Source organism: Enterococcus sp. AZ156, assembly GCF_051714165.1.
Lineage (GTDB): Bacteria > Bacillota > Bacilli > Lactobacillales > Enterococcaceae > Enterococcus_B > Enterococcus_B pernyi.
Genome location: NZ_JBIORI010000001.1, coordinates 2,591,460 through 2,613,345 on the forward strand (window position 1 = coordinate 2,591,460; position 21,886 = coordinate 2,613,345).

Here is a 21,886-nt window from a genome sequence, read left to right on the forward strand (position 1 = left end):
TATTTAGATAATTAATCAATGTTTCTAAAAAAATCGTATTATCAATAGTTCATATCTCTGCTAGTTTTTCTGCGTCTCCATACTAGAATGAAAAACAGCATCAGTAATAATAAAAATGTTAATATTAATAACTTAAAAGATGTAGGATCGCCAGTCTGTACCGAATTAGGTTGCCCTAATTCGATACTTGTTTTCTTTTGGACTAAGTCCTTAACCATAGCTGGCAATGTTGAATAACTAACTGGAATACTTCTTTCTTCAGCAAACGCCTGAAACGGCATACCAGCAAATATGAGGCTAATTATACAAAGGTAAAGTCTATTCAATTGTTTTTTCATTTTTTATCACTACCTTCTACTTGTCCATTTTCTTGTAAAGTAAAAATATATTTTAATGTAGCAAAATACGTATCACCTGCATACAGGGATCTGCGAGTATTTAATCTAAATGAAATGTTCTCTCCTACGGGTAAAGCTAAACCATTTTCAATAATCTCGGTTTTTTCAGAATTTTTATCTAAATATCCTAAAACAGAATATCGACTACCATTCTTTTCAACTGATGGATTTTTTAAACCATTTGGAAAATAAATATCTACAAAACGATCATCAACATCTCGGCCAGAAGCAGTCATTTTAACATTATCTTCTATTTCTGCTTTAAAAGATGGCCAAGTTTTAGAATTTTTAGTAGCATCAAAAGAAATCATCTGTTCTTTCCCTGCGTACTTGTTTGATTGATCTTTTCCTGAAGAATCAAGTACTTTTCCTTCATGATCATCCAGTTGTACTATGGTTGGAATTGTTAAATAGTATTCTGGATCTTGAAATACTTCAATCGGAGTAGTAACGGAAGAAATCAGATCCGAATGGTGGGTTGAATCATTGGCAATATCATCAACACTTGTATTTGCTATATTCGCATAATTCCATGCAATGATTTTGTAGTTGGCTCCATTATCTGAATCATAATTTATGCTATCTTTTCCATCACTAAGAGAAACATTTTTGATAGCAAATGTCACATTCATTTTTCCTGTTTCTTCATTAAATGTAATATTGGGTTTACCTACTTTTTCTAGTCCATCTTCCACTCCATTTTGATAAGAACCTTCATCATTACCCCACAATTCATACTTCTCAACGCCATTTTCATCTGTTATTTTTTTAAATAGAGCAACATGTAATTGCTTTTTATCTGCATAATCCACCACATTTTTGTTTTCTTGCCATTGCTCTAGATGTGGGTAGAAATAATCATAGCTAAAATCCGCCGAAGCTGTGAAGTTCTCGCCTGGTGAAATAGTAATCTTCGTGTTACTTTCATTACTAATTCCTCCATTTTTTGATTCTATTTTTGTTGGCAATACGGTTACGTTCGTTTGACTTAATGGTACCTTTCCAATAATTGGTGCTTGCTCACTTGTATCTGGAACATTTAACTCACCATTCTTATCATTCCAGGCATAAATTAGATAAGAATGGCCGTTTTCTTGATCATAGCGAATGGAAGGCTTACCATCTTCATCTACATTTTTTATTCTAAATGTAATCATTAGTTTACCATCTTTCGCCTCGATATTTCCTGAGCTTACCTGCTCTTTGAAGTCCTCTTTGACACCAGCTTCCGTTGCTAATAGCTGATGTTGTCCATCTGGAGATTTTTTATATAACGCAAACTTCAGTTTTTTATCTTGATCTGACCAATCACCTTGATAACTGAAAGTTGAAGAAATCGTAAATCCATATTCTTGATCTGTTTGCTCTTTTGTTCCACCTGTAAATGTTTCTAAAGACGTTTCAAAAGGCGTATAATCATTATTCTCGCCTGTGATTTCATAGTATCTTGGTTCATAGACTGCTTCTAAAATCAGTGTACCTTCTGTAAAAACTTTTTCCCATGTTTCTGGATAATTCAAGCCTAATTCATAAAAATTTATTTTTTCATTTGAACTTGGTGTAATTATATAATTTTGAGCATCAAGTGCCGCATTTTTAATTTTCCAACCTATAAATTTATAGTCTGTGATCGTTCCTGGATTCATCTCATCTAAAGGACTGCCATCAGCTTTATATAATGTTTTTTCATAAGAATATTTCTTCCCATCTACTTGACCAGCATCACCATTAACACCTACATAAAGTGTTGATTCATCATAACTCATATTCGGATTTTGTCCCAAGCTATCTTTATCATAGGTAACTGTGATGGCTTTTAAATAAACTAATTCTGCAAATGTATCTTTACTTAGTTTCACTGAAGTTTTACTTTTTCCACTTAAAAGATATTTTGTAGACCCCTGTTGATAGACATCCTTGTGGCCGACTAAGGTAATATTTGACTGATTATAGCCATAGATATCTTCCGTATTTCTGGTGAATGCACCATTTGGAAAGAGTTTAGACAGTTCTTGATTTTTAGTTGTATCCGATGCCTCGGAAAAACTTTGTTGAACCGTAGTATAGAAACTACTACGCATATAAGCACCATTCTCACTAGTTCCTGTCTGCGCCTCTAAACGAATTGTATATTCTGTTTGTTCTGATAATTTATCATTTTCTATCAGTTTATCATAGACTACTCTGATATCTACTAGTTCTTGTGGCCGCCAATAACTTCCATTTTTAGGTGAAATTTCTATTCTTGAATTATCACTACCAATAACAACCACTTTGTAACCATAAAAGTACTCATTCGTATTCTTGGTCTTTGTAGGTATTTTTTCTTTGACCGCATAATTTTTATCTTCTGAAGGTTTTAATTTTGTTGTTTCCTCATAATACATCGACTCATTATTATAATATTGTATCTTAAAGGAAATCGGTTCTGCAGAAATATCTACACCAGTTGCTGGCTGAATCCCATCATTTCCTCCTCCAGATTTTAATTGATATAGGTAATAACCTTTTTTTAGTGCTTCGGTGTATTTATCTTTATCATCTGCAATATCCATAGACTGAGGATCTCGTCTATTCTTTAAGGTTACTGTCGGTTTACTATACCCATATCTTGGCTTGATATAAGCAAGTATGGCACCTTGATCTGCAAATTTCCCCATCACACTTATCCCTGTGCTCAAAGGAATTTTTACTGGATTCCAATCAATAACATAATCAAGATAACTTTTAGAAAGATCGTCTAAGCTTTCTCCTAGTTGAATTCCTGTCAATTTGTCAAAGAAGAAGTTTTGTTGCGCACCAGATACTGTATTGACGTAGGTACTAAAGTCGTAGCGCATATTTAAAAAAGTCAATTTATATTTAAATCGAGCCCTATTTAATGTTATTTTGTTGATGGTTAATGGTGCTTCATATTCCACAACTTCGATTTTTACTTTGCCACCATTTGATAAATCTTGGAGTTGTACTTGTCCTTTTCCAGTTGGTAAAGGTACTAGATCTGTAATCATTTGATCTTGATCGTGATATCCTTTTGTATAAGCATCAACAACTAACACCACTGGAGTAAATCTGAAAGATTGATTTTCAACATATTGATACAAGCCGTGTGCAGTATCTAATTCTAAAACGATCTCTTCTCCAACATTAAATTTACCAATAGCAGTTGAAAAAGAATGGGTATGACGACCGTTCGTTGAATTTCTATAATTAGTTGTCTGGTTTTGTAACCCAGATTGCGACTTTATTATTGTGGTAGGCTCACTTGAAAAATTTCTGCTTTTGATAGTATAACTTGGTAAATTTTGTGCTTTACCAGCGACTGAAATGGTATTAAAAACTTGCTGATACAATTTACCATTTCTAAAACCGTCTTGGCCTTCCCAACCAATCCCGAACCAACGATCCGTTCCCCCGACATAGTCTCTCCCACTAAACGCTACCGTTACTTGACCCTTAGGCATTTTGAAAACTCCAGTATATCTTCGATTAGAAGTATCAATTAATTCTAATGGACTACCTTGATTTGGTGTCTCCGTATTGAATGTATAAAGTACCGTATTGTTTTGGGATACAGTAATAGTTGCAGATGAAAACTCTGTTGGTACATTAAAACTAAAAACTACTTGTTCATTGGTTTGTGCTTGATCTTTTAGATTTACAGCCCATATATCTGCTTTATTATTAGAAAAAGTTTGATTAATGGTAAATACTTCCGCTGGTTCTGTATCTAATTCGTAATATAAAATCACCTCTGAATTTGCTGTGTCTAATTCAACCCCAACTTCTGCTTCAATTTGATCATTAATTGCTTTATTTTTCGTTTCATCTGTTGCTACAGTATAAAACCATTTACCCTCATACGAATACAAGCCTAAAATTGGAAATTCTTGGGCTGATCCATTTATTTTATAAGCAGCTCTCCTGAATGTCCGATTAGAAATCCATTGTTTAATGGAAACATTCTCTTCTGAAAATTTACCACCTTGATAATCAAAATATCCAGAAACTCCAGCTTCCGTTAGACGAACATTACTTTCATTTGAAAACAACGATACTTTCAATGAAGTCGTTGCTTTATTTCTAGCTTTTAATTCTTGTTTTAATTTTTCTAATGGTACAGTGCGTTGATTCAATGTTCCGTCTATTTCCGCTTCTTCCTTACCTGTGTCTGTAGTTTGCCCTTGTTCCTTCATTGAATATTCAGTTGTACTAGGAATACTCATTTCCGATGATGTCATTGTTTGATTTTCTTCCAAAGAATTGATTCCTGCCTCAGCTGTAGATGCCACACTACTCTGAGTTTCAGTCTTAATTTCTTCTCTGGAATCATCAGTTGAAACTGCAACTGTCACAAAAGGGGGGATAAGACAGTAAAATAAAATGGTCAAAATCATCATCCATTTTATAGTTCGTTTAACTTGCATTGCATTCCATTTCCTCCATAAAAATTTATTTTCTTTTTTAATAAAAAATCACTCTATTCAAAATACTTATCTACTTTATTTTCTATATTAATATCATAACGTAAGTTGTTTGTCGTTGAACTAGTCGTTTTATTATCTGACTTTGTATCTTCTCTACTCAATTTTCCACTGAGATATACTAAACTAAAACCAGCTAAGAGTAGAATTAACAGATATATCCATTTATTATTCTTTTGTTTGTATATCGGCTCTCGTTTTCTTGACTGCATTAAATTAACCACTTTAGTAAAACTACCCTTTCTTTAGCACCGTACTTTTCACCTACTCACCTCCATCAATGAAAAAATTAACAAAACAGCTTCACCATTTTTTTCTTTTTTTTGATTTTTTAGAAATAAAAACTTTCAAAAATGAATAGTCCACTTTTATTATTGAATAGTCAGATAGAAAATTCTTTATTTAAGTTTTATAAAATATATCTCACTCCATCTATTTATAGCAAAGCATGTAAAAATATCTAAACTACTGAAATAAAACACGATGAAATATCAAATTAATGAAGTTTATTTTTTTATGTAATAATCAATAAGCAATTGATAGATTAGGTTGCTTTAATTTAGAAAAGTGATTCTTCTGCTCTATAATACTTTTTATAATTTTTTCAAATTAAAATGTTAATCCTTACATTATTAGTTTAGGGCTCTTCTTCAAATTTTTGGACTGAATAAAAAATTAAATCATTTAGTTTTCTAAATAGTATTTGAAATTATTCAGTACTTAGCTGTTTCATCCACAGTTAAACTTTTATGTATGAATCTCATTAGCATTAGTTTCTCCTATACCAAGCACTACTCTCAACTTAAGTTTGGAACAAAAATTCTTGTCTTCGAGAAATAAAGTATCATCCACAAAAATTACTTTCCAAACTTTTGTGGATGATACTTCATTTCCAATGAGGTTACTTCTGTACCCGCCATTTACTCAGGTTTAAGTAACTAATTTTGCTTTTAACTCAGATACTTGAGCTTTTTTAATAAGCAAAACTATTATCCTACTTGTAAAGTAATCATTTTTTTGATGGTATGAAGTACAGCATCTTCATCGTTCGACTTTGTCACAAATTGCGCAACTTCTTTGATTTGCTCAAAGGCATTACTCATCGCAAAGCTATAAACTGCACGTTCTAATAATTCCACATCATTTAGACCATCACCAAATGCCATGGTTTCTTCTGGTGTGACGTTGAGGATTCTTTGCAGTTCTGCGACTGTCGTCCCTTTGTGGACATTATGATTGGAGATATCGATCCAAGCAGCTTCTGAAGCAACAATATAGGCTTGTTGTTTAAATTCTTCTAACTGTTTGACATGCTCAAAACATTTTTTTTGTGGATCAAAAACGGTGATTTTTACAAAGTCTTCTGCCATTTCCTTTAGACTCTCAACCGTCTTAACCTTAGCATAGGAGCGACGAACCACTTTAGCTTCTTCTTCAGGTACAGTATTTTTGATGGCTGCTGCACTCGGTGTGCAAGCGATGATCGTATATTCATCAGAGATTTCCTCTAGTTTTTGAAGGATTTCAGTTCCGACTTTATTTGGCAATAAAGATTCGTAAATATATTCATCTTTGTGCTTGATTCTAGTAGCACTATCTCCTAAAATCCATAAATCTTTTGAAAACTCTGGACCGAATAATTCTTCGACACGTTCACACTGTTTGCCCGTACACGGTGCAAAATAGATATTTTGTTCATCCATAAGCGCTTTCACTTCTGTATATAAATCTTTATCAAACGCTCCTTTACTATTTAAAAATGTTCTATCTAAGTCCGTTAATATCAATTTGATCATCTGAGACCCTCCTAATTCTATTTAATTAACCTCCTTTATTAACGGTATCAATTAATAAGTGGACGTCAAGTATTAAATGAGAGAAATAGGTTGGTTTGACTATTACAGCTACATATTTACATTTATACTTGCGTCCGCTATACTTAATTAAATAACTTAATAAAGGAAAACCTCAATAATGACAATCAATAAAAATCTAATACGTCAAACAAATTTAAATCGAGTGATCTCTTTACTATTCCAACATCAAAAACTATTTTCTTCCGAAATTGTTGAAGCAACAAAGATCAGTATGGTGACGACCAATTCCTTGGTGACAGAGTTGGTGTCTGAGGGTTTTTTATTTGAACATCCTAACAAGCCAAGAGAGATTGGTCGTCCAGCAACGCAATATGAATTCAATTATGATAGAAAACATTCACTGCTCTTTGTTTTTCGAGAAGAAAACAAGCAATTATATGTAGATATTTTTACGATTGACTTAAAAGGGGACCGATTAGCAAAGCAGACACAATCTTTTCATGAGATCTCTCCTTCTGCCTTTCAACTGTTGCTTTCCAATCATTTGAAGAGCGCATCAACTATTTCCTCTATTGGATTTTCAATTCCTGGTAAAATCTCAGAGGGCGTAATCACTTCTAGTTGGTATGAAAAAATGGATCGTTGGCCTATCCATCAACTGATTGAAGAAGTGACTGATCTTCCTTACTATATCCAAAATGATGCCCATCTTTTTACGATCGGTCATTGTCTTTTGAAACAACTTCCATTATCTGAAACGATCGTAGGCATCTATTATCCACAAAATAGTATGCCAGGTGTCACGTTACTTGCCAAATCATCTTTGATCGAAGGACATGACTCGCTAGCTGGTGAAGCAAAATATTTCCCTTTATTCTTAGATCAAGGGAGTCCTGATACACCTGTTGAACTTGCTAAAAATCTTTCTTCTTTGATTATTACGTATAATGCTTTGATTGCTCCGAACAAGTTCGTCTTAGCTATTGACCCAGATATTAAGCCGCTCGTAGAGGAAACTTTAGCGCAAAACCGTTATTTGCCGAAACAGCCCAATGCTCCTGTATTCAGTTATCTGGATGATTTAGAAAGCAGTATCGTTTTAGGACTCCATTGGCTGATGTATCACCATACGCCTTTTGATCTCGCATACTATTGAATTTTTCACAAAAAAAGTGTTACTGAAACATCTCATTTGTTTCGGTAACACCTTTTTTATATGGTATTTAATTTTTCCAGCTTGCAACTTTTTCTTGGTTCTTATCGATCCATTCTCTTGCTGCTTGTTGTGGATCTTTGCCGTTGTTGATTTCCAACATGACTTCTTCCATGTCTTTTTCTGTCCAGTTGAATTTATCCAACACAGCATATGCTTCTGGTTGATCTTCTTTTAAGCCTTGGCGGACGATAGTGTGGATTTCTTCCGCATCTCCCATCGCATTTTTTGGATCTTCTAGATATTTCAAGTCATACTTTGCAAACATCCAGTGTGGTGTCCAACCAGTAAAGACGATTGGTTCTTGATTTTTGATTGCTTGTCCTAATGCAACCGTCATCGCACCAGAAGAAGAGGTCTCAACTGTCCAACCCTCCAGATTTGGATATTGGGCAATCGTATTTTCTGCAGCATTCACCACACCTGCACCAGGTTCGATACCGGTGATTTTTTTGCCTGCTTCATCGGTTAGATCCGCAATCGAGTTAACATCCATGTATGTTGGAACAGCTAATCCGACTTTGGCACCTTTCAAGTTTGCACCTAGATCATCGACTTGATCTTTGTATTGTTCATATTGAGAACCATGAGTCTTAGGTAACCAAGCAGCCACCATTCCATCTGATTCTCCTTTTGCAACGGATTCCCACATGATCGAATTATCAAGAGGTGTCACTTTCACATCATAGCCCATCTCTTTTAAGACTTCTGCTACGACATTTGTTGAAGCAACTTCTGTATCCCATTCCACATAAGAAAGATTGATCGTGTTTGTTTCTTTTGTTGAAGAACTAAAACTTCCAACACCGATCGCACCTAATAAAACAACGACTACTGCACCAATGATCACTCCTTGGCGCTTTTTATTTTTTTGTTTCGCAGTACCTGCTGCTTTTTGATCATTTGGTTGATTCAAGTGTTGCGTAAAACGGTCAATGATAATGGCTAAGATCACCAATGCTACCCCATTGACAAAACCATTTCCGACTTGTGCACGTTGTAAAGCAGAAAGGACACCACGACCTAAACCAGGAGCTCCGATCATTGAGGCAATCACGACCATTGAAAGAGAAAGCATAGTTGTCTGATTGATCCCTGCCATGATCGTTCCTTTTGCTAGTGGTAATTCAAGTTTCACTAGTTTTTGCCAACTCGTACTACCAAATGAATCAGACGCTTCTACTAACTCTTTCGGTACTTGGCGAATACCTAGGTTCGTAAAGCGAACAGTTGGTGGTAAGGCAAAAATCACTGAGGCAAACACCCCTGGAACCATACCAATTCCGAAAAAGGCAACCGCTGGAATCAAATAAACAAAACCAGGCATTGTTTGCATAAAGTCAAGGATCGGTTTAATGATTCCTTGCGCTTTATCATTTTTCGCCATGAGAATACCAAGAGGTACACCAATGATGATCGAGATCACACTAGATAGTAAAACCAATGTGACAGTATTCATCAAATCTGTCCATAGCCCTTGATTATAAATGAACCATAAGCCAATCAAAGTAAATAATGTCAATCCGGGACGTTTTTTTGAAATAAAGAACGCTGCAACTGCCATTAAAAGAATAAATAGTGGTGCTGGTATCACTAATAAAAGATTCGTGATAGCTGTCATCACTGCTTGACCAATCGTTTGAAGGAATGAGAACAGTCCTGCGAACGTTGTTGTCAACCAATCAGTGATCGTTTCGACCCAGTCAGCGACGGGTATTTGATAGTTCAATAGATTATTCATGTTCGCTCACCTCACTTGTTGCTGCTAATGCTTCGATTACGCTACCTCGGATAATAACGCCTTTTAATTTCCCGTTATCAACAACGGCTAATGGAGTCGGCGAATCATAAATAATATTGAAGATATCACTAACTAACATATCTTTACCGATCACGGTAACATTTTCATCAAGGAAATCGATTAATGGACGTTTTTGACGTCTTGCTTCTAATGCTTGATCTGCTGTAATGATCCCTTTTAAGTTACGTTTTCTATCAACAGCCATCAACATGCTAACTTCTTCATTACGCATACGTGTCAACGCAACGTTTGGACCATCTGATTCGATGTTTGTTGTTAGTGCAGGAACCATGATGTTTTGCGCCGTCAAGACTTTCGAGCGATCGACTTCTTCAACGAATTCTCTCACGTAATCATTGGCTGGATTAGTCAAGATTTCTTCCCCAGTACCGATTTGCATGATTTCTCCGTCTTTCATCAACGCAATGCGATCCCCGATACGCAATGCTTCATTTAAATCATGTGTGATAAAGATGATCGTTTTTTGCACATTGGATTGTAGTTCCAATAACTCATCTTGCATTTCACGACGAATCAATGGATCAAGTGCTGAGAAAGCTTCATCCATCAATAGGATCTCTGGATCATTTGCCAATGCTCGGGCTAACCCAACACGTTGTTGCATCCCACCAGATAATTGACTAGGATATTGATCTTTAAAGGATAACAAGCTTGAGTTCTCTAACGCTTTTTCTGCTTTAGCTTGACGTTCTTCTTTAGGAACACCGCGAACTTCAAGACCGTATTCTGTATTTTCTAAAATCGTACGATGTGGGAATAGACCGAAGTTTTGGAACACCATGTTGATTTTGTGACGACGAACTTCGCGAAGTTCTTCTTTGCTAAGTGTTGAGATGTCTTCTCCATCAATCAAGATATTGCCAGATGTTGGTTCAATCAAACGATTCAATAGACGGATCAAGGTTGATTTCCCACTCCCCGAAAGTCCCATGATCACGAAGATCTCACCTTCTTGTACATCAAAACTCGCTTCATATACACCGACAGTTGCGCCGGTTTTTTGTAAAATCTCTGTTTTCGATTGGTGCTTTTTCATCATTTCCAAAGCAGTTTGTGTTCGTTTACCAAATATTTTCGTTAAGTTTTTGACTTCTACTTTTACCAAACAAATTCTCCTTTGTATGTAAATTCATTTTTCTTTCTGAAAAAAGTGACCACACTACGATAACACTATGTAGTCACTTTGTCAAAATTCAAGCATCTCTATTCTTAGTGAAACTATACAAAAAAATGGTCAATCCCTTATCAGTATAGGGATTAACCAAAATTAGAATTAAATGAGATTTTTCTTATCCGCTCGTTCACTGCCCATCTGGATAAAAAAAGTTTGTCATTCGTTGCAGCGTATACTCGTTCCCAATAAAGTGGACAGTATCCCCCGCTGAAAATTTAGCATATGGACCAGGCGAGACCAACAGTTCTTGATCGTGGGAAATTGCAATCACTGTTGCACCAGTGGCTTGCCAAATGTTCAATTCGCTGATGGATTGGTTTAAGTGAGCCGCTTCCTCTGTCAAAGCAAGTTCAAAAGGCAGAAGTGGGTTCATCTTATGTATTCGTTTCGTTTGACTCACCAGTTGATCCAATAGTTGTGAAAAATGGTTCAATTCTTCTTGTTGTTTTTTCACGCTTTCCATGATTTCTGCTTTTGTTTCTTGGATCGATTGCACATCTTGGTATTGTAAAAGGAAATCCTTTGCTTTTTCTTTAGATGCTACAAACGCGCCACTGCCATGACGAACTTCCATGATCCCCAGATCGACCAAAACATTGATTGCTTTACGAGTCGTCTCTGGCGAAGCGTTATACGTGCTTGCTAAAGTGGATCTTGCATGGATCTTCTCGCCGATTTGATAACGATTTTCTACGATTCGTTCAGCCAAATCAACAGCGATCTGTTGATAACGTGGGCGAACCAGTTTGGTTTTTTCACTCATTTTATTCTTCCTCTTTCATCTACTTGTCAGCTAACATCTTACTATGGACGCTTCAAAGAAGCAAAAGTAAACTGGTTTTATTTTTTTCTTCTATACAAGAAATCCGGTAGTTATCAGTTGATTTCTCAAACTAAACAGTTCGTATCACTCACTTCGAGAATAAAGCGACAACCACGAAAATCAAAAAATTTTCGTGGTTGTCTTTTTGTTTCTTGCGCTAAAAAATAAATTTCATTTAACTTGTAAATTTTTTCAAATAGTCACTACTTACATCAAAATGACGGCTAGGAAATTCTGGGAAATAAAGATCACTTGCCCACTGCCAAGCTGCTGTATCTGTATGCAACGGATTTTTATCAGAAGGATCGTAGGGCCACTGTGCAACCCAACAATTTTCTTTTCCTAGACGTGTCATATCCAATTTGTTTTCGGTGAACCAAGAAGCACTCGAATAGTGGACGACGTTTTGATAGCCTCCCTGTTGGATCGCTTTTTGGAAAACCAATGCATTATCTGTCACTTTGTCCACGTTCATCTTTGGATTTTCGCTATCGTTGACAACAACAGTTGACGATGACAGGTTCAACTCTCTCATATAATCCAATAAAAACTGAGCTTCCCCTTTTGTGTCAGCTTCTTCATTGAACCACGCATAATGATAGACACTTACTTTTAGGCCTGCCGCAACGGCTGAAGCAATCTGTTCAGGAGCAAGCGGATTTTTATACGAGTCTCCTTCAGTCAATTTTATGACTATCCCTTTAATGCCGTAGTTTTTCATCGTTTGAAATTCTTCACTCGATATCTTGCCATTATTGGAAGATATGTCAATAAAATCTTTAGCTGGTCTGCCTGGTTCTGCAGCGGAGATTCCTGAATCGTCTATCAGACTTCGAGTGAATGACTCTGAGAATTGGTTGCTGCTACCTAACACATGTTGATTTTTTTCAGTAATCGTAGGTTTGATTGGAATCGAAGTTGCCTGTGCTGTTCCTCCAACGTAAACTAGTAAAGTAAAACAAATAACACCTACCCATTTGACCATTGTACGCATCTTGGATCGCTTCCTTTTATTGAATTTTCAAAGCATCAACAAGACGTCCTGTTGGCTCTATTTAAACAAAAATCTAGGAATAAAAAAACAGATAACATGACAATTAACCAATTTTTAAACATAACATCGTTATTAAAAATTTAACAAATATTGTTAGTTCAATTTTTACAACATTTATCATCTTACTACTATATATAGTGAGTACTCTTTTGACTTTTGCTATTTTGATTCGGGTTTCTCTTTTCGATGATCCTTAGACACTTCATGATCATTTTTCGTTTTGTGAAAAAATTTCTATCTCTAAAATGTATAAATACCTTTTTCTTCTGGTTTTGATCTGCATTTATTTCTCTTCTTCTTTCCATCATTTTGCATACCTTTTTCGTTTGTGATTTTTCGATCGAACATTCATTTATTGGCAAGCAAAGGTTAAAAAAATATTTTTTAACGGAGTTTTCCACAAGCATTTCTGTATTAATACAAGCGAATCTGCACGAGATACTTGTTTTCATTGTTTTTCAAAAACCACAAAACATAGTATTCCACAATTTCCACAACACAATATGTAGTGTTTGTTGATTGACTTTTTTACTAATAGATTTATACTATTGATTATAGAGAAAACACACGAGCAAGGAGGCAAATAATAATGAACGTAAAAATCTTTTCAAAAAATAATTGTATGCAATGTAAAATGGTGAAACGCTTTTTAGCTGAAAATAAAATCGACTTTGAAGAAGTAAATATCGACGAGCAACCTGAAGCAATCTCATGGTTAAAAGACCAAGGATTCCAAAGTGTTCCGGTCATCACTTCAGACGCAGCGACTGTCATTGGTTTCAGACCAGATCAACTACGTCACTTAGCTAGCTAAGAATCATTCAAACAGTTGTCAAATAGATCGAGGATTTACTTGATCCTCTGCCACTATGGATTTGATGGACTTACGGATATTGTCCGTAACCTCCCCAAATCCTTTTTTACAGCAATGAACACCACTATATCTTGTGGTCAAACACGTATCATCAAAATCAAAAAGAAGGTTGGGCGTATGTATGAGTCTTAAAAATCTAAAAGATGTCAGCTACTTTAAGCTGAACAATGAAATCAATCGACCAGTCAACGGGCAAATCCCTTTAAATAAAGATAAAGAAGCTTTAGCTGCTTTTTTTGAAGAAAATGTCAAACCAAATACGATGACGTTTCCAACAGTGATCGACAAAATCCAGTATTTGATCGACAACCAATATTTAGAAGCAGAGTTCATTCAATTATATAGTAGTGAATTTATTGAAAAACTTTATCAATTCCTATTCGAACAAAAATTTACATTTAAATCATTCATGGCAGCCTATAAGTTCTACTCTCAATATGCGTTAAAAACAAATGATGGTTCTGCCTACTTGGAATCTTATGAAGATCGTGTCGCATTCAATGCGTTGTACTTTGCGAATGGCGACGAAGAACTAGCCTTAGCTTTAGCTGATGAAATGATCCACCAACGTTATCAACCAGCAACCCCTTCCTTTTTGAATGCTGGACGTAAACGTCGTGGTGAACTTGTTTCTTGTTTCTTGACTCAAGTAACGGATGATATGAATTCAATCGGTCGTTCGATCAACTCTGCCTTACAACTTTCACGAATCGGTGGTGGTGTTGGGATCACACTTTCTAACTTACGTGAAGCCGGAGCGCCGATCAAAGGATACGAAGGTGCAGCTAGCGGTGTTGTTCCAGTCATGAAATTGTTTGAAGATAGCTTTAGTTATTCGAACCAATTAGGACAACGTCAAGGTGCGGGTGTCGTTTATTTAAACGTCTTCCACCCAGACATCATGATGTTCCTTTCAGCAAAAAAAGAAAATGCAGACGAAAAGATTCGCGTGAAGACTTTATCACTTGGTGTGATCGTCCCAGATAAATTCTATGAATTAGCACGTAAAAACCAAGAAATGTATCTATTCAGTCCTTATAGTGTGGAAAAAGAATATGGTGTGCCATTTTCTTACGTAGATATCACTGCGGAATATGACAATTTAGTCGCAAATCCAAATATCCGTAAACAAAAAATCAAAGCCCGTGATTTAGAAAATGAAATCTCTAAATTACAACAAGAGTCTGGTTATCCGTATATCATCAATATTGATACGGCAAATCGTGAAAATCCTGTAGACGGTAAAATCATCATGAGTAACTTATGTTCTGAGATTTTACAAGTACAGACACCTTCTGTCATCAATGGCAAGCAAGAATATGAAGAGTTAGGGACAGACATCTCATGTAACTTAGGTTCTACAAACATCGTCAATTTGATGGATAGCCCTGACTTTGGTCGCTCTGTCCGCACGATGACTCGTGCATTGACGTATATCACAGATGCTTCAGACATTGACGTGGTTCCACCGATCCAAAACGGGAACAAATTGAATCATACGATCGGACTTGGTGCCATGGGACTTCATACTTATTTTGCCAAAGAGCAAATGGAATATGGTTCCGAAGAATCAATTGATTTTACCAATGTTTATTTCATGTTGTTGAATTACTGGACACTTGTTGAAAGTAACAATATCGCACGTGAGAGAAAACAAGTCTTCCATAATTTTGAAAAATCAGCTTATGCAGACGGCACTTATTTTGATAAATATGTCACTGGCGAATTCCAACCAAAATCTGAACGAGTTGCTGCTTTGTTTGATGGTATCTTTATTCCGACTGCCCAAGACTGGGAAAACTTGAAGCAAGCAATCATGAAAGATGGTTTGTATCACCAAAATCGTTTAGCTGTAGCACCTAATGGTTCTATTTCTTATATCAATGATACTAGTGCAAGTATCCATCCGATCACTCGTATGATCGAAGAACGCCAAGAAAAGAAAATTGGGAAAATCTATTACCCAGCGCCTTATTTATCAAATGAAACAATCCCGTATTACACTTCTGCTTATGATATGGATATGCGTAAAGTGATCGATATTTATGCCACAGCACAAAAACATGTGGATCAAGGAATGAGTATGACGTTGTTTATGCGTTCAGAAATCCCAGAAGGTTTGTACGAATGGAAAGAAACGACAAAACAATCCACACGTGATCTAAATATTCTAAGACACTACGCTTTCCACAAAGGAATCAAATCGATTTATTATGTACGTACGTTTACAGACGATGCAGAAGAAATCGGCAGCAACCAATGTGAAAGCTGTGTGATCTAATTTCACTTAGTGATAGAACCCGTTACTGGATTTTAATAAAGGAGCATTCTCATGTCAGAAACTTATTATGCAGCGATAAACTGGAATGAAATTGAAGATATCATTGATAAATCGACTTGGGAGAAATTAACTGAGCAATTTTGGTTAGACACACGTATCCCTTTGTCAAATGACTTAGACGACTGGCGTACGCTTTCCCAATTAGAAAAAAATACAGTTGGTCACGTATTTGGTGGATTGACTTTACTTGATACCGTCCAATCAGAAAGCGGGATGGATCAATTACGTAAAGATGTCCGCACGCCCCATGAAGAAGCGGTATTGAACAATATCCAATTTATGGAGTCTGTCCATGCGAAAAGTTACTCTTCGATCTTCAGTACATTGAATACGAAAAAAGAAATCGAAGAAATCTTTGAATGGACGAATACCAATCCTTATCTACAGAAAAAAGCGGAGCGTATCAATGAGATCTACAAAAACGGTACGCCGTTAGAGAAAAAAATTGCGAGTGTCTTTTTAGAGACCTTCTTATTTTACTCAGGATTCTATACACCACTTTATTATTTAGGAAATAATAAATTAGCCAACGTGGCAGAGATCATCAAGTTGATCATTCGTGACGAATCTGTCCATGGCACGTATATTGGCTATAAATTCCAACTAGGTTACAACGAATTACCTGAAGAAGAACAAGAAACATTGAAAGACTGGATGTATAATTTGTTATATGAATTATACGAAAACGAAGAGCGCTACACAGAAGAATTATATGATCCAATCGGTTGGACGGAAGAAGTCAAAACATTCTTACGCTACAATGCAAATAAAGCATTGATGAATCTAGGAATGGACCCACTATTCCCTGATACAGCAAACGATGTCAACCCAATCGTGATGAATGGGATCTCTACTGGTACAAGTAACCACGATTTCTTCTCTCAAGTCGGAAACGGCTACCTATTAGGTAACGTAGAAGCGATGAAAGATGAAGATTACTTGATTGGTTTAGACTAAACGAAAAAGAGCTTGGATATTGCATCCTCGCTCTTTTTTTGTTTCTCTTTAACCAACTACCAACCTTAGTTCTGCCTATTTTTTATCTAAATAAAGATGTGCTGGATACGTCATATATTCGACAGGTTGCAATTGATCGATCGTGACATAGCCTGCGTTTGAATTGATCACCGTCGGTATCCGGTTAATCAACGTAGCGCACGTATGCTTTGGTGTATCTGGTTTGGTCACTTCAAATTGCATACTTGGTGTTCCTTCGATCGACCAAGTACATAAATCGCCTTCACCTGTCTGATAGACTTTCCCAGTACAACCGACTTCCACCACTGGACCTTGTACCGTTTCAATCGTTGCAACGGCAGACATGCCGATCGCTTCGCCTGCTTTGATCGGCCGTTCCATTGTTTTCGATGGAATATCTTTATCTAAAACGATTGGAACGTTCTTTTGAGCAATGCGTTTGATCGTCCAACCCATTTTGGCACAGATGGCTTCTGCGGTCATCCAAGAATAGGAAGGCAAATCGGTTGCATTGGCAATTTCTTTGTCAAATTTTACTTGATCATAGCCCACACCATGCGCTTCCGCTAACGCTTTCCCATAGTGTTCGACATCATAACTAACTTCCCCACTGATTTTTTGTACATCATTCATGCCAGCAGCCAGCAGCGTTGGAAACAACACCCAGTAAATATCTTGCATTCCTGTTCCTGAAATCGTAACGTTGTTGGCTTTTGCGATTTTATCCAAACGATTGGTTTCTGCAACCGAAGTCGTCCAAGGATATAAAGCTTCTTCACTGATTGTTAAAACATTGACTCCATAGGTCAAGGGTATCTCTAAACTTGGCATGAAATCTTTGATATAACTAGCTATCGTGACTAACGCCACATCGGCATCACAGTTTTGAAATACTTCATGGGGATCGTTAGAGATTTTCACTCCTAAAGCTTGGTCATATCCTAAATATAGCCCTAGATCCTGACCGATCGCCTCTGGACGATTGTCTACAGCTCCAACGATTTCAATATCTTTTGCCATGGCATATTTGATAATCTCTTTCGACATTTTTCCACAGCCGACTTGGACCATACGAATTTTTTTAGTCATTGTATTTCCCTCACTTTTTAGAAAATTTTTAAACGAGCTCACGAATATCGTCAACGGTTCGCTCAAAGACTTCCCCCACTTCAGGACAGGTCAGTTTTCCTTTATAGGTACTGATTCCTGGTAGGATCTCTGGATACGTTTGGATGACTTCTGTCAGTGATTGGGAGGCTAAGCCCTTGATATATCTCATCGTGACATTCGTTAAAGCTAACGTAGACGTTTGAGGAACTAAACCTGGCATATTCGCAACCGAGTAGTGGATCACTCCATGTTTAACGAAAGTCGGTTCTTCATGGGTGGTTGGCTGGCTCGTTTCAAAACAGCCGCCTTGGTCAATCGCAATATCCACCAAGATCGTTCCTTCTTTCATCTGCTTCACTAATTCTTCTGTGATAAGATGTGGGGCTTTTTTACCTGGTAATAAGACTGAACCAATCACGATATCACTAGTCAATGCCATTTTCTCAATATTCGCTGGGCTTGAGTAGAGGGTTTTTACTTGTCCATTAAACATCTCTGACAATTCACGTAAGCGGTCGACATTGATATCTAAGATCGTCACATCTGCTCCTAATCCGTGCAAGTAATGTGCCGCACTCACTCCGGCGATCCCACCACCTAAAATAGCTGCCTGAACTGGTAAAACACCTGTTACACCTGAAATCAATTTTCCACTTTGCTTCGCTAAAATCTCCGCACCCAATAGACCGCCTAAACGGCCAGCGACTTCACTCATTGGTGCGAGTAATGGGAATGCTCCGTTTTTCGTAACCATTTCATAGGCAATCGCTGTTGTTCCAGACTTGATCAATACTTCAGTCAATTCAAGATTTGCGGCTAGATGCAAGTACGTAAACAAAATCAAATCGTTTCTAAAGTATTGATATTCTGATGCTAGTGGTTCTTTGACTTTCACGACGATTTCTGCCGACCAGACTGTCTCTGGATCAGCTTTGATTTGAGCGCCAGCTTCACGGTATTGACTATCTGTAAAGCCTGATCCTTCCCCTGCACGTTCTTCTACATAAACGATATGACCTGCTGTTACTAACTCTTTGACTCCTGCGGGTGTCACACCTACACGTTTCTCTGAATTTTTGATTTCTTTTGGTACACCAATGATTGTCATATTATATCCTCCTTTGAATTATTGTTGCTTTTGCCACTTCTCAAAGCCCATATGAATCGCATCGAATAGTTGATCTGCGTTTTCCTTTGAAAAGGTCAACGATGGTGAAATGATAATCGTTTGTAATTCATCACGTAGCAAGACGCCTGCATTGATGGCATAATCAGCCACGGCTTGTACATTCTTTGCTGTTTGTTCCACATCATATTTCCCTGTATTCTCAAAATCGATAGCGATCATCAAGCCTTTTCCACGAACATCACTAATGCAGTCATATGTTCCTTCAAGTCCTTTTAGACGTTCCAATAAATATGCACCGACTTCACGGGCATTTTCAACTAAATTTTCTTCTTCCACAATACGTAAAGCTTCTAATGCTGCCACACAGCCGAGCGGATGTCCACCGTAAGTATGCCCATGGATAATGACATTAGCTCCATTGGTCGCTGATTCGATGCCTTCAACGATGCGTTTGTTAAAAACAGTAGCCCCTAGTGGAACATACCCAGAAGATAATCCTTTCGCTAGAACCATAGCATCTGGTTTGATGCCCCAGCCACGACTACCAAAAAGATGTCCTGAACGGCCAAAACCTGTCACCACTTCATCTGCAATCAATAAAATACCATAAGTATCACAAACCTCCCTTAAAGCTGGCCAATAAGAAGTTGGTGGAACGATGATACCGCCAGCACCTTGGATCGGTTCAGCAATAAATGCAGCAATATGATCTGCGCCAATCTGTTCAATCGTTTCAACTAGTTCAGCGATACAGTGTTTTGTCAATTCTTCTGGATCTTGGCAATTCCATTTATTTTTCTTCAAATGCGGGGAAGAGACACGTACACAATCTTGTAAACCTGGACCAATAAATTCCCGATAGATTGGGTTGCCACCTATCGACGTTCCACCATAATGCATCCCATGATAGGCTTTTTCCAATGACAGAAATACTTTCTTTGTCGGTTTACCTACTGCTTGCCAGTATTGTCTTGTGATTTTTAAAGCAGTATCTACTGAATCACTTCCTCCAGAAGTAAAGAATACTTTCGCCATCTCTTCTTCTTGCGTCATTTGAATGATTTTTTCTGCCAAGTCATATGCCTTGGGATGGGCAATATTCGTAAACAATTGATAGTAAGATAATTTTTCCATTTGATCAGCAATTGCTCGGTTCATTTCAGGGCGATTATGACCAACGTTCATACACCATAATCCACCAACACCATCGAGTAATTTTCTCCCCGTATCATCATAGATAAAATTCCCATCTCCACGTTCGATAACAATTGTTTCTTCTTCACTTGCTCGAGTATCCGTCATCGGATGCCAAAAATACTTTTTCTTGCGATTGTTCATATTATTCTCTCCTTTATCTGCTTTCCTGTTTACATGTTAAGACTAAAGGGTAGAACAACTCTAAGGTCAATCTTTTTTTTATTCTTTTAATAAAATCGCTTACATTAAAAAAGTAAAAAATCACTTATATAGAAGAAAAAATACTTTTGTGATTTTATTTGTAAAGCATATTGACCTTATAACGATTCTAACCTCTAGGATGTAATTGAGGAGGAGTGGTACACATGCACAGCTGATTAAATAAAAAAATTAAAACATTCACAAGAATTGAGGAGGAAAATTTAAATGTCACTATCAGAAACATTAAGCAATGTCATCAACATGGAAATTATCAGTGCGATCACTTCCACACTGTTTATTATATTATTAGGTTACTTTTTAAGAAAGCGTGAGGTTTTCTCATCAGATGTCGGAAAGACTTTGTCTAAGGTCGTCTTAACTGTCGCAATTCCTGCATTAGCTTTTAATTCGTTTATGCAGGAATTGAATGATGAAGTATTGAATCAAGGAATCAACATTTTAATTCTCGGAATCTTAGTCCACGTTTTCTTGATTTTTCTAAGTAAATTCTTCTTTTTTAGATATGCACCAAATAAAGAAGACACATTGCGTGTACTCTCTATTTTCGGGTCAACAACATTCTTCGGTATTCCTGTCGTCGGTGCAGTTTTTGGCGCAGAAGGGATTTTGTACGCATCGATTTTTAACATTGGTTATCGTATCTTTTTATACTCTTATGCTTATCTAAAGATGAGCGGACTGAAAATGGCACGCAAGAATATTAGAGAAATGATCTTGAACCCAATCGTATTGGCAACGTTTATCGGATTATTTATTTGGCTCTTCCAAGATAGCTTACCTCAAATTGCTCAGTCTAGTTCTGAATCTGTTGCTTTTTTAAGAATCGATCAGACGTTGCCATGGCTATTTAAACCTTTGACGTTCCTCTCTAGTTTAGCCTCCCCACTCGCTTGGTTGGCAATCGGGATCACATTAGGCGATCTGCCATTCGGAAAAACCCTCAGCAGTCACACCTCTTGGTACTATTCATTCATCAAAGTCATTGTCTTCCCACTTGTGATTTTACTTTCAATTTTACTGTTGAACGCAATGAATATTTTACCAGTGAATTCAGTTGGTCTAGGTACGATGATCATTATGATGGCTACTCCAGCTGCAACAGTTGCGGTTGCTTATGCCATCAATTTTGAAAAAGAAGCAGTACTTGCCTCTAACGCCTCTTTACTTTCTACACTCTTCTCGATCGTCTTAATCCCTATCTGGATCATCGTCTTAAACTTGATTGGAAATTAACCCACATTATATAATTA

General features: G+C 36.9%; 15 protein-coding genes. 5 read left to right on the forward strand and 10 right to left on the reverse strand.

Annotation, left to right across the window (positions count from 1 at the left end; genetic code table 11):
* Window positions 1-41: 41 nt before the first annotated feature.
* From IGJ95_RS12345 to IGJ95_RS12355, 3 genes are all read right to left on the reverse strand, one after another.
* On the reverse strand, window positions 42-338 hold the full coding sequence (locus tag IGJ95_RS12345; RefSeq protein WP_062806166.1) for an LPXTG cell wall anchor domain-containing protein: 297 nt from the start codon (window positions 336-338) through the stop codon (window positions 42-44).
* Window positions 335-4,825 (reverse strand): hypothetical protein, encoded by a 4,491-nt coding sequence (locus IGJ95_RS12350; protein WP_438762015.1) that lies wholly within the window; start codon window positions 4,823-4,825, stop codon window positions 335-337. The genes IGJ95_RS12345 and IGJ95_RS12350 overlap by 4 nt, the downstream gene beginning before the upstream one ends.
* A gap of 1,046 nt (window positions 4,826-5,871) precedes the next feature.
* Complete coding sequence (locus IGJ95_RS12355; protein ID WP_062806163.1) at window positions 5,872-6,678, reverse strand: HAD-IIB family hydrolase; 807 nt, start codon at window positions 6,676-6,678, stop codon at window positions 5,872-5,874.
* 178 nt (window positions 6,679-6,856) lie between these two features.
* Here IGJ95_RS12355 and IGJ95_RS12360 point away from each other — a divergent pair, with 178 nt between their 5' ends.
* On the forward strand, window positions 6,857-7,855 hold the full coding sequence (locus tag IGJ95_RS12360; RefSeq protein ID WP_077151980.1) for an ROK family protein: 999 nt from the start codon (window positions 6,857-6,859) through the stop codon (window positions 7,853-7,855).
* Window positions 7,856-7,922: 67 nt separating this feature from the next.
* On the opposite strand, the gene IGJ95_RS12365 is transcribed toward IGJ95_RS12360, so the two are convergent.
* The 4 genes from IGJ95_RS12365 to IGJ95_RS12380 form a co-directional block, all read right to left on the reverse strand.
* Window positions 7,923-9,653: an ABC transporter permease/substrate binding protein gene (locus IGJ95_RS12365; RefSeq protein ID WP_438762018.1), complete on the reverse strand. Its 1,731-nt coding sequence runs from the start codon at window positions 9,651-9,653 to the stop codon at window positions 7,923-7,925.
* The gene (locus IGJ95_RS12370; RefSeq protein ID WP_019723090.1) at window positions 9,646-10,839 is read right to left on the reverse strand and encodes a quaternary amine ABC transporter ATP-binding protein; all 1,194 of its coding nucleotides are present in this window, start codon (window positions 10,837-10,839) and stop codon (window positions 9,646-9,648) included. The genes IGJ95_RS12365 and IGJ95_RS12370 overlap by 8 nt, the downstream gene beginning before the upstream one ends.
* A 196-nt stretch (window positions 10,840-11,035) precedes the next feature.
* On the reverse strand, window positions 11,036-11,671 hold the full coding sequence (locus IGJ95_RS12375; protein WP_010734320.1) for a GntR family transcriptional regulator: 636 nt from the start codon (window positions 11,669-11,671) through the stop codon (window positions 11,036-11,038).
* 235 nt (window positions 11,672-11,906) lie between these two features.
* Window positions 11,907-12,725, reverse strand: a complete 819-nt coding sequence (locus IGJ95_RS12380; protein ID WP_438762020.1) for a GH25 family lysozyme — start codon at window positions 12,723-12,725, stop codon at window positions 11,907-11,909.
* 649 nt (window positions 12,726-13,374) lie between these two features.
* Here IGJ95_RS12380 and nrdH point away from each other — a divergent pair.
* From nrdH to nrdF, 3 genes are all read left to right on the forward strand, one after another.
* Window positions 13,375-13,599, forward strand: a complete 225-nt coding sequence (nrdH, locus tag IGJ95_RS12385; RefSeq protein ID WP_010734318.1) for a glutaredoxin-like protein NrdH — start codon at window positions 13,375-13,377, stop codon at window positions 13,597-13,599.
* A gap of 181 nt (window positions 13,600-13,780) precedes the next feature.
* Window positions 13,781-15,940 carry a class 1b ribonucleoside-diphosphate reductase subunit alpha gene (gene nrdE, locus IGJ95_RS12390; RefSeq protein ID WP_169058495.1) on the forward strand — a complete coding sequence of 720 codons (2,160 nt, stop codon included), beginning with the start codon at window positions 13,781-13,783 and terminating at the stop codon, window positions 15,938-15,940.
* 51 nt (window positions 15,941-15,991) lie between these two features.
* Window positions 15,992-16,957: a class 1b ribonucleoside-diphosphate reductase subunit beta gene (gene nrdF, locus IGJ95_RS12395; protein WP_438762023.1), complete on the forward strand. Its 966-nt coding sequence runs from the start codon at window positions 15,992-15,994 to the stop codon at window positions 16,955-16,957.
* Window positions 16,958-17,032: 75 nt separating this feature from the next.
* Here the strand turns inward: nrdF and IGJ95_RS12400 are convergent, their stop codons facing one another.
* Genes IGJ95_RS12400 through IGJ95_RS12410 form a run of 3 tightly spaced genes read right to left on the reverse strand, consistent with a single transcriptional unit; the run spans window position 17,033 to window position 20,555 of the window.
* On the reverse strand, window positions 17,033-18,067 hold the full coding sequence (locus IGJ95_RS12400; RefSeq protein WP_194179572.1) for an NAD(P)H-dependent amine dehydrogenase family protein: 1,035 nt from the start codon (window positions 18,065-18,067) through the stop codon (window positions 17,033-17,035).
* 28 nt (window positions 18,068-18,095) lie between these two features.
* Window positions 18,096-19,196, reverse strand: a complete 1,101-nt coding sequence (gene ald / locus IGJ95_RS12405; protein ID WP_349520405.1) for an alanine dehydrogenase — start codon at window positions 19,194-19,196, stop codon at window positions 18,096-18,098.
* 18 nt (window positions 19,197-19,214) lie between these two features.
* Window positions 19,215-20,555 (reverse strand): aminotransferase class III-fold pyridoxal phosphate-dependent enzyme, encoded by a 1,341-nt coding sequence (locus tag IGJ95_RS12410; RefSeq protein ID WP_062806158.1) that lies wholly within the window; start codon window positions 20,553-20,555, stop codon window positions 19,215-19,217.
* A gap of 285 nt (window positions 20,556-20,840) precedes the next feature.
* Between IGJ95_RS12410 and IGJ95_RS12415 the strand changes: the two genes are divergently transcribed.
* Window positions 20,841-21,869 (forward strand): AEC family transporter, encoded by a 1,029-nt coding sequence (locus IGJ95_RS12415; RefSeq protein ID WP_077151978.1) that lies wholly within the window; start codon window positions 20,841-20,843, stop codon window positions 21,867-21,869.
* The last annotated feature ends 17 nt before the right edge of the window (window positions 21,870-21,886 follow it).

Excerpts from the sequence above, each read along its gene's own strand:
- IGJ95_RS12380 (WP_438762020.1), bottom strand. The coding sequence starts at position 12,725 with ATGCGTACAATGGTCAAATGGGTAGGTGTTATTTGTTTTACTTTACTA.
- ald (WP_349520405.1), bottom strand. The coding sequence starts at position 19,196 with ATGACAATCATTGGTGTACCAAAAGAAATCAAAAATTCAGAGAAACGT.
- nrdH (WP_010734318.1), top strand. The coding sequence starts at position 13,375 with ATGAACGTAAAAATCTTTTCAAAAAATAATTGTATGCAATGTAAAATG.
- nrdF (WP_438762023.1), top strand. The coding sequence starts at position 15,992 with ATGTCAGAAACTTATTATGCAGCGATAAACTGGAATGAAATTGAAGAT.
- IGJ95_RS12355 (WP_062806163.1), bottom strand. The coding sequence starts at position 6,678 with ATGATCAAATTGATATTAACGGACTTAGATAGAACATTTTTAAATAGT.
- IGJ95_RS12410 (WP_062806158.1), bottom strand. The coding sequence starts at position 20,555 with ATGAACAATCGCAAGAAAAAGTATTTTTGGCATCCGATGACGGATACT.
- IGJ95_RS12345 (WP_062806166.1), bottom strand. The coding sequence starts at position 338 with ATGAAAAAACAATTGAATAGACTTTACCTTTGTATAATTAGCCTCATA.
- IGJ95_RS12360 (WP_077151980.1), top strand. The coding sequence starts at position 6,857 with ATGACAATCAATAAAAATCTAATACGTCAAACAAATTTAAATCGAGTG.
- nrdE (WP_169058495.1), top strand. The coding sequence starts at position 13,781 with ATGAGTCTTAAAAATCTAAAAGATGTCAGCTACTTTAAGCTGAACAAT.
- IGJ95_RS12375 (WP_010734320.1), bottom strand. The coding sequence starts at position 11,671 with ATGAGTGAAAAAACCAAACTGGTTCGCCCACGTTATCAACAGATCGCT.
- IGJ95_RS12350 (WP_438762015.1), bottom strand. The coding sequence starts at position 4,825 with ATGCAAGTTAAACGAACTATAAAATGGATGATGATTTTGACCATTTTA.
- IGJ95_RS12415 (WP_077151978.1), top strand. The coding sequence starts at position 20,841 with ATGTCACTATCAGAAACATTAAGCAATGTCATCAACATGGAAATTATC.
- IGJ95_RS12365 (WP_438762018.1), bottom strand. The coding sequence starts at position 9,653 with ATGAATAATCTATTGAACTATCAAATACCCGTCGCTGACTGGGTCGAA.
- IGJ95_RS12400 (WP_194179572.1), bottom strand. The coding sequence starts at position 18,067 with ATGACTAAAAAAATTCGTATGGTCCAAGTCGGCTGTGGAAAAATGTCG.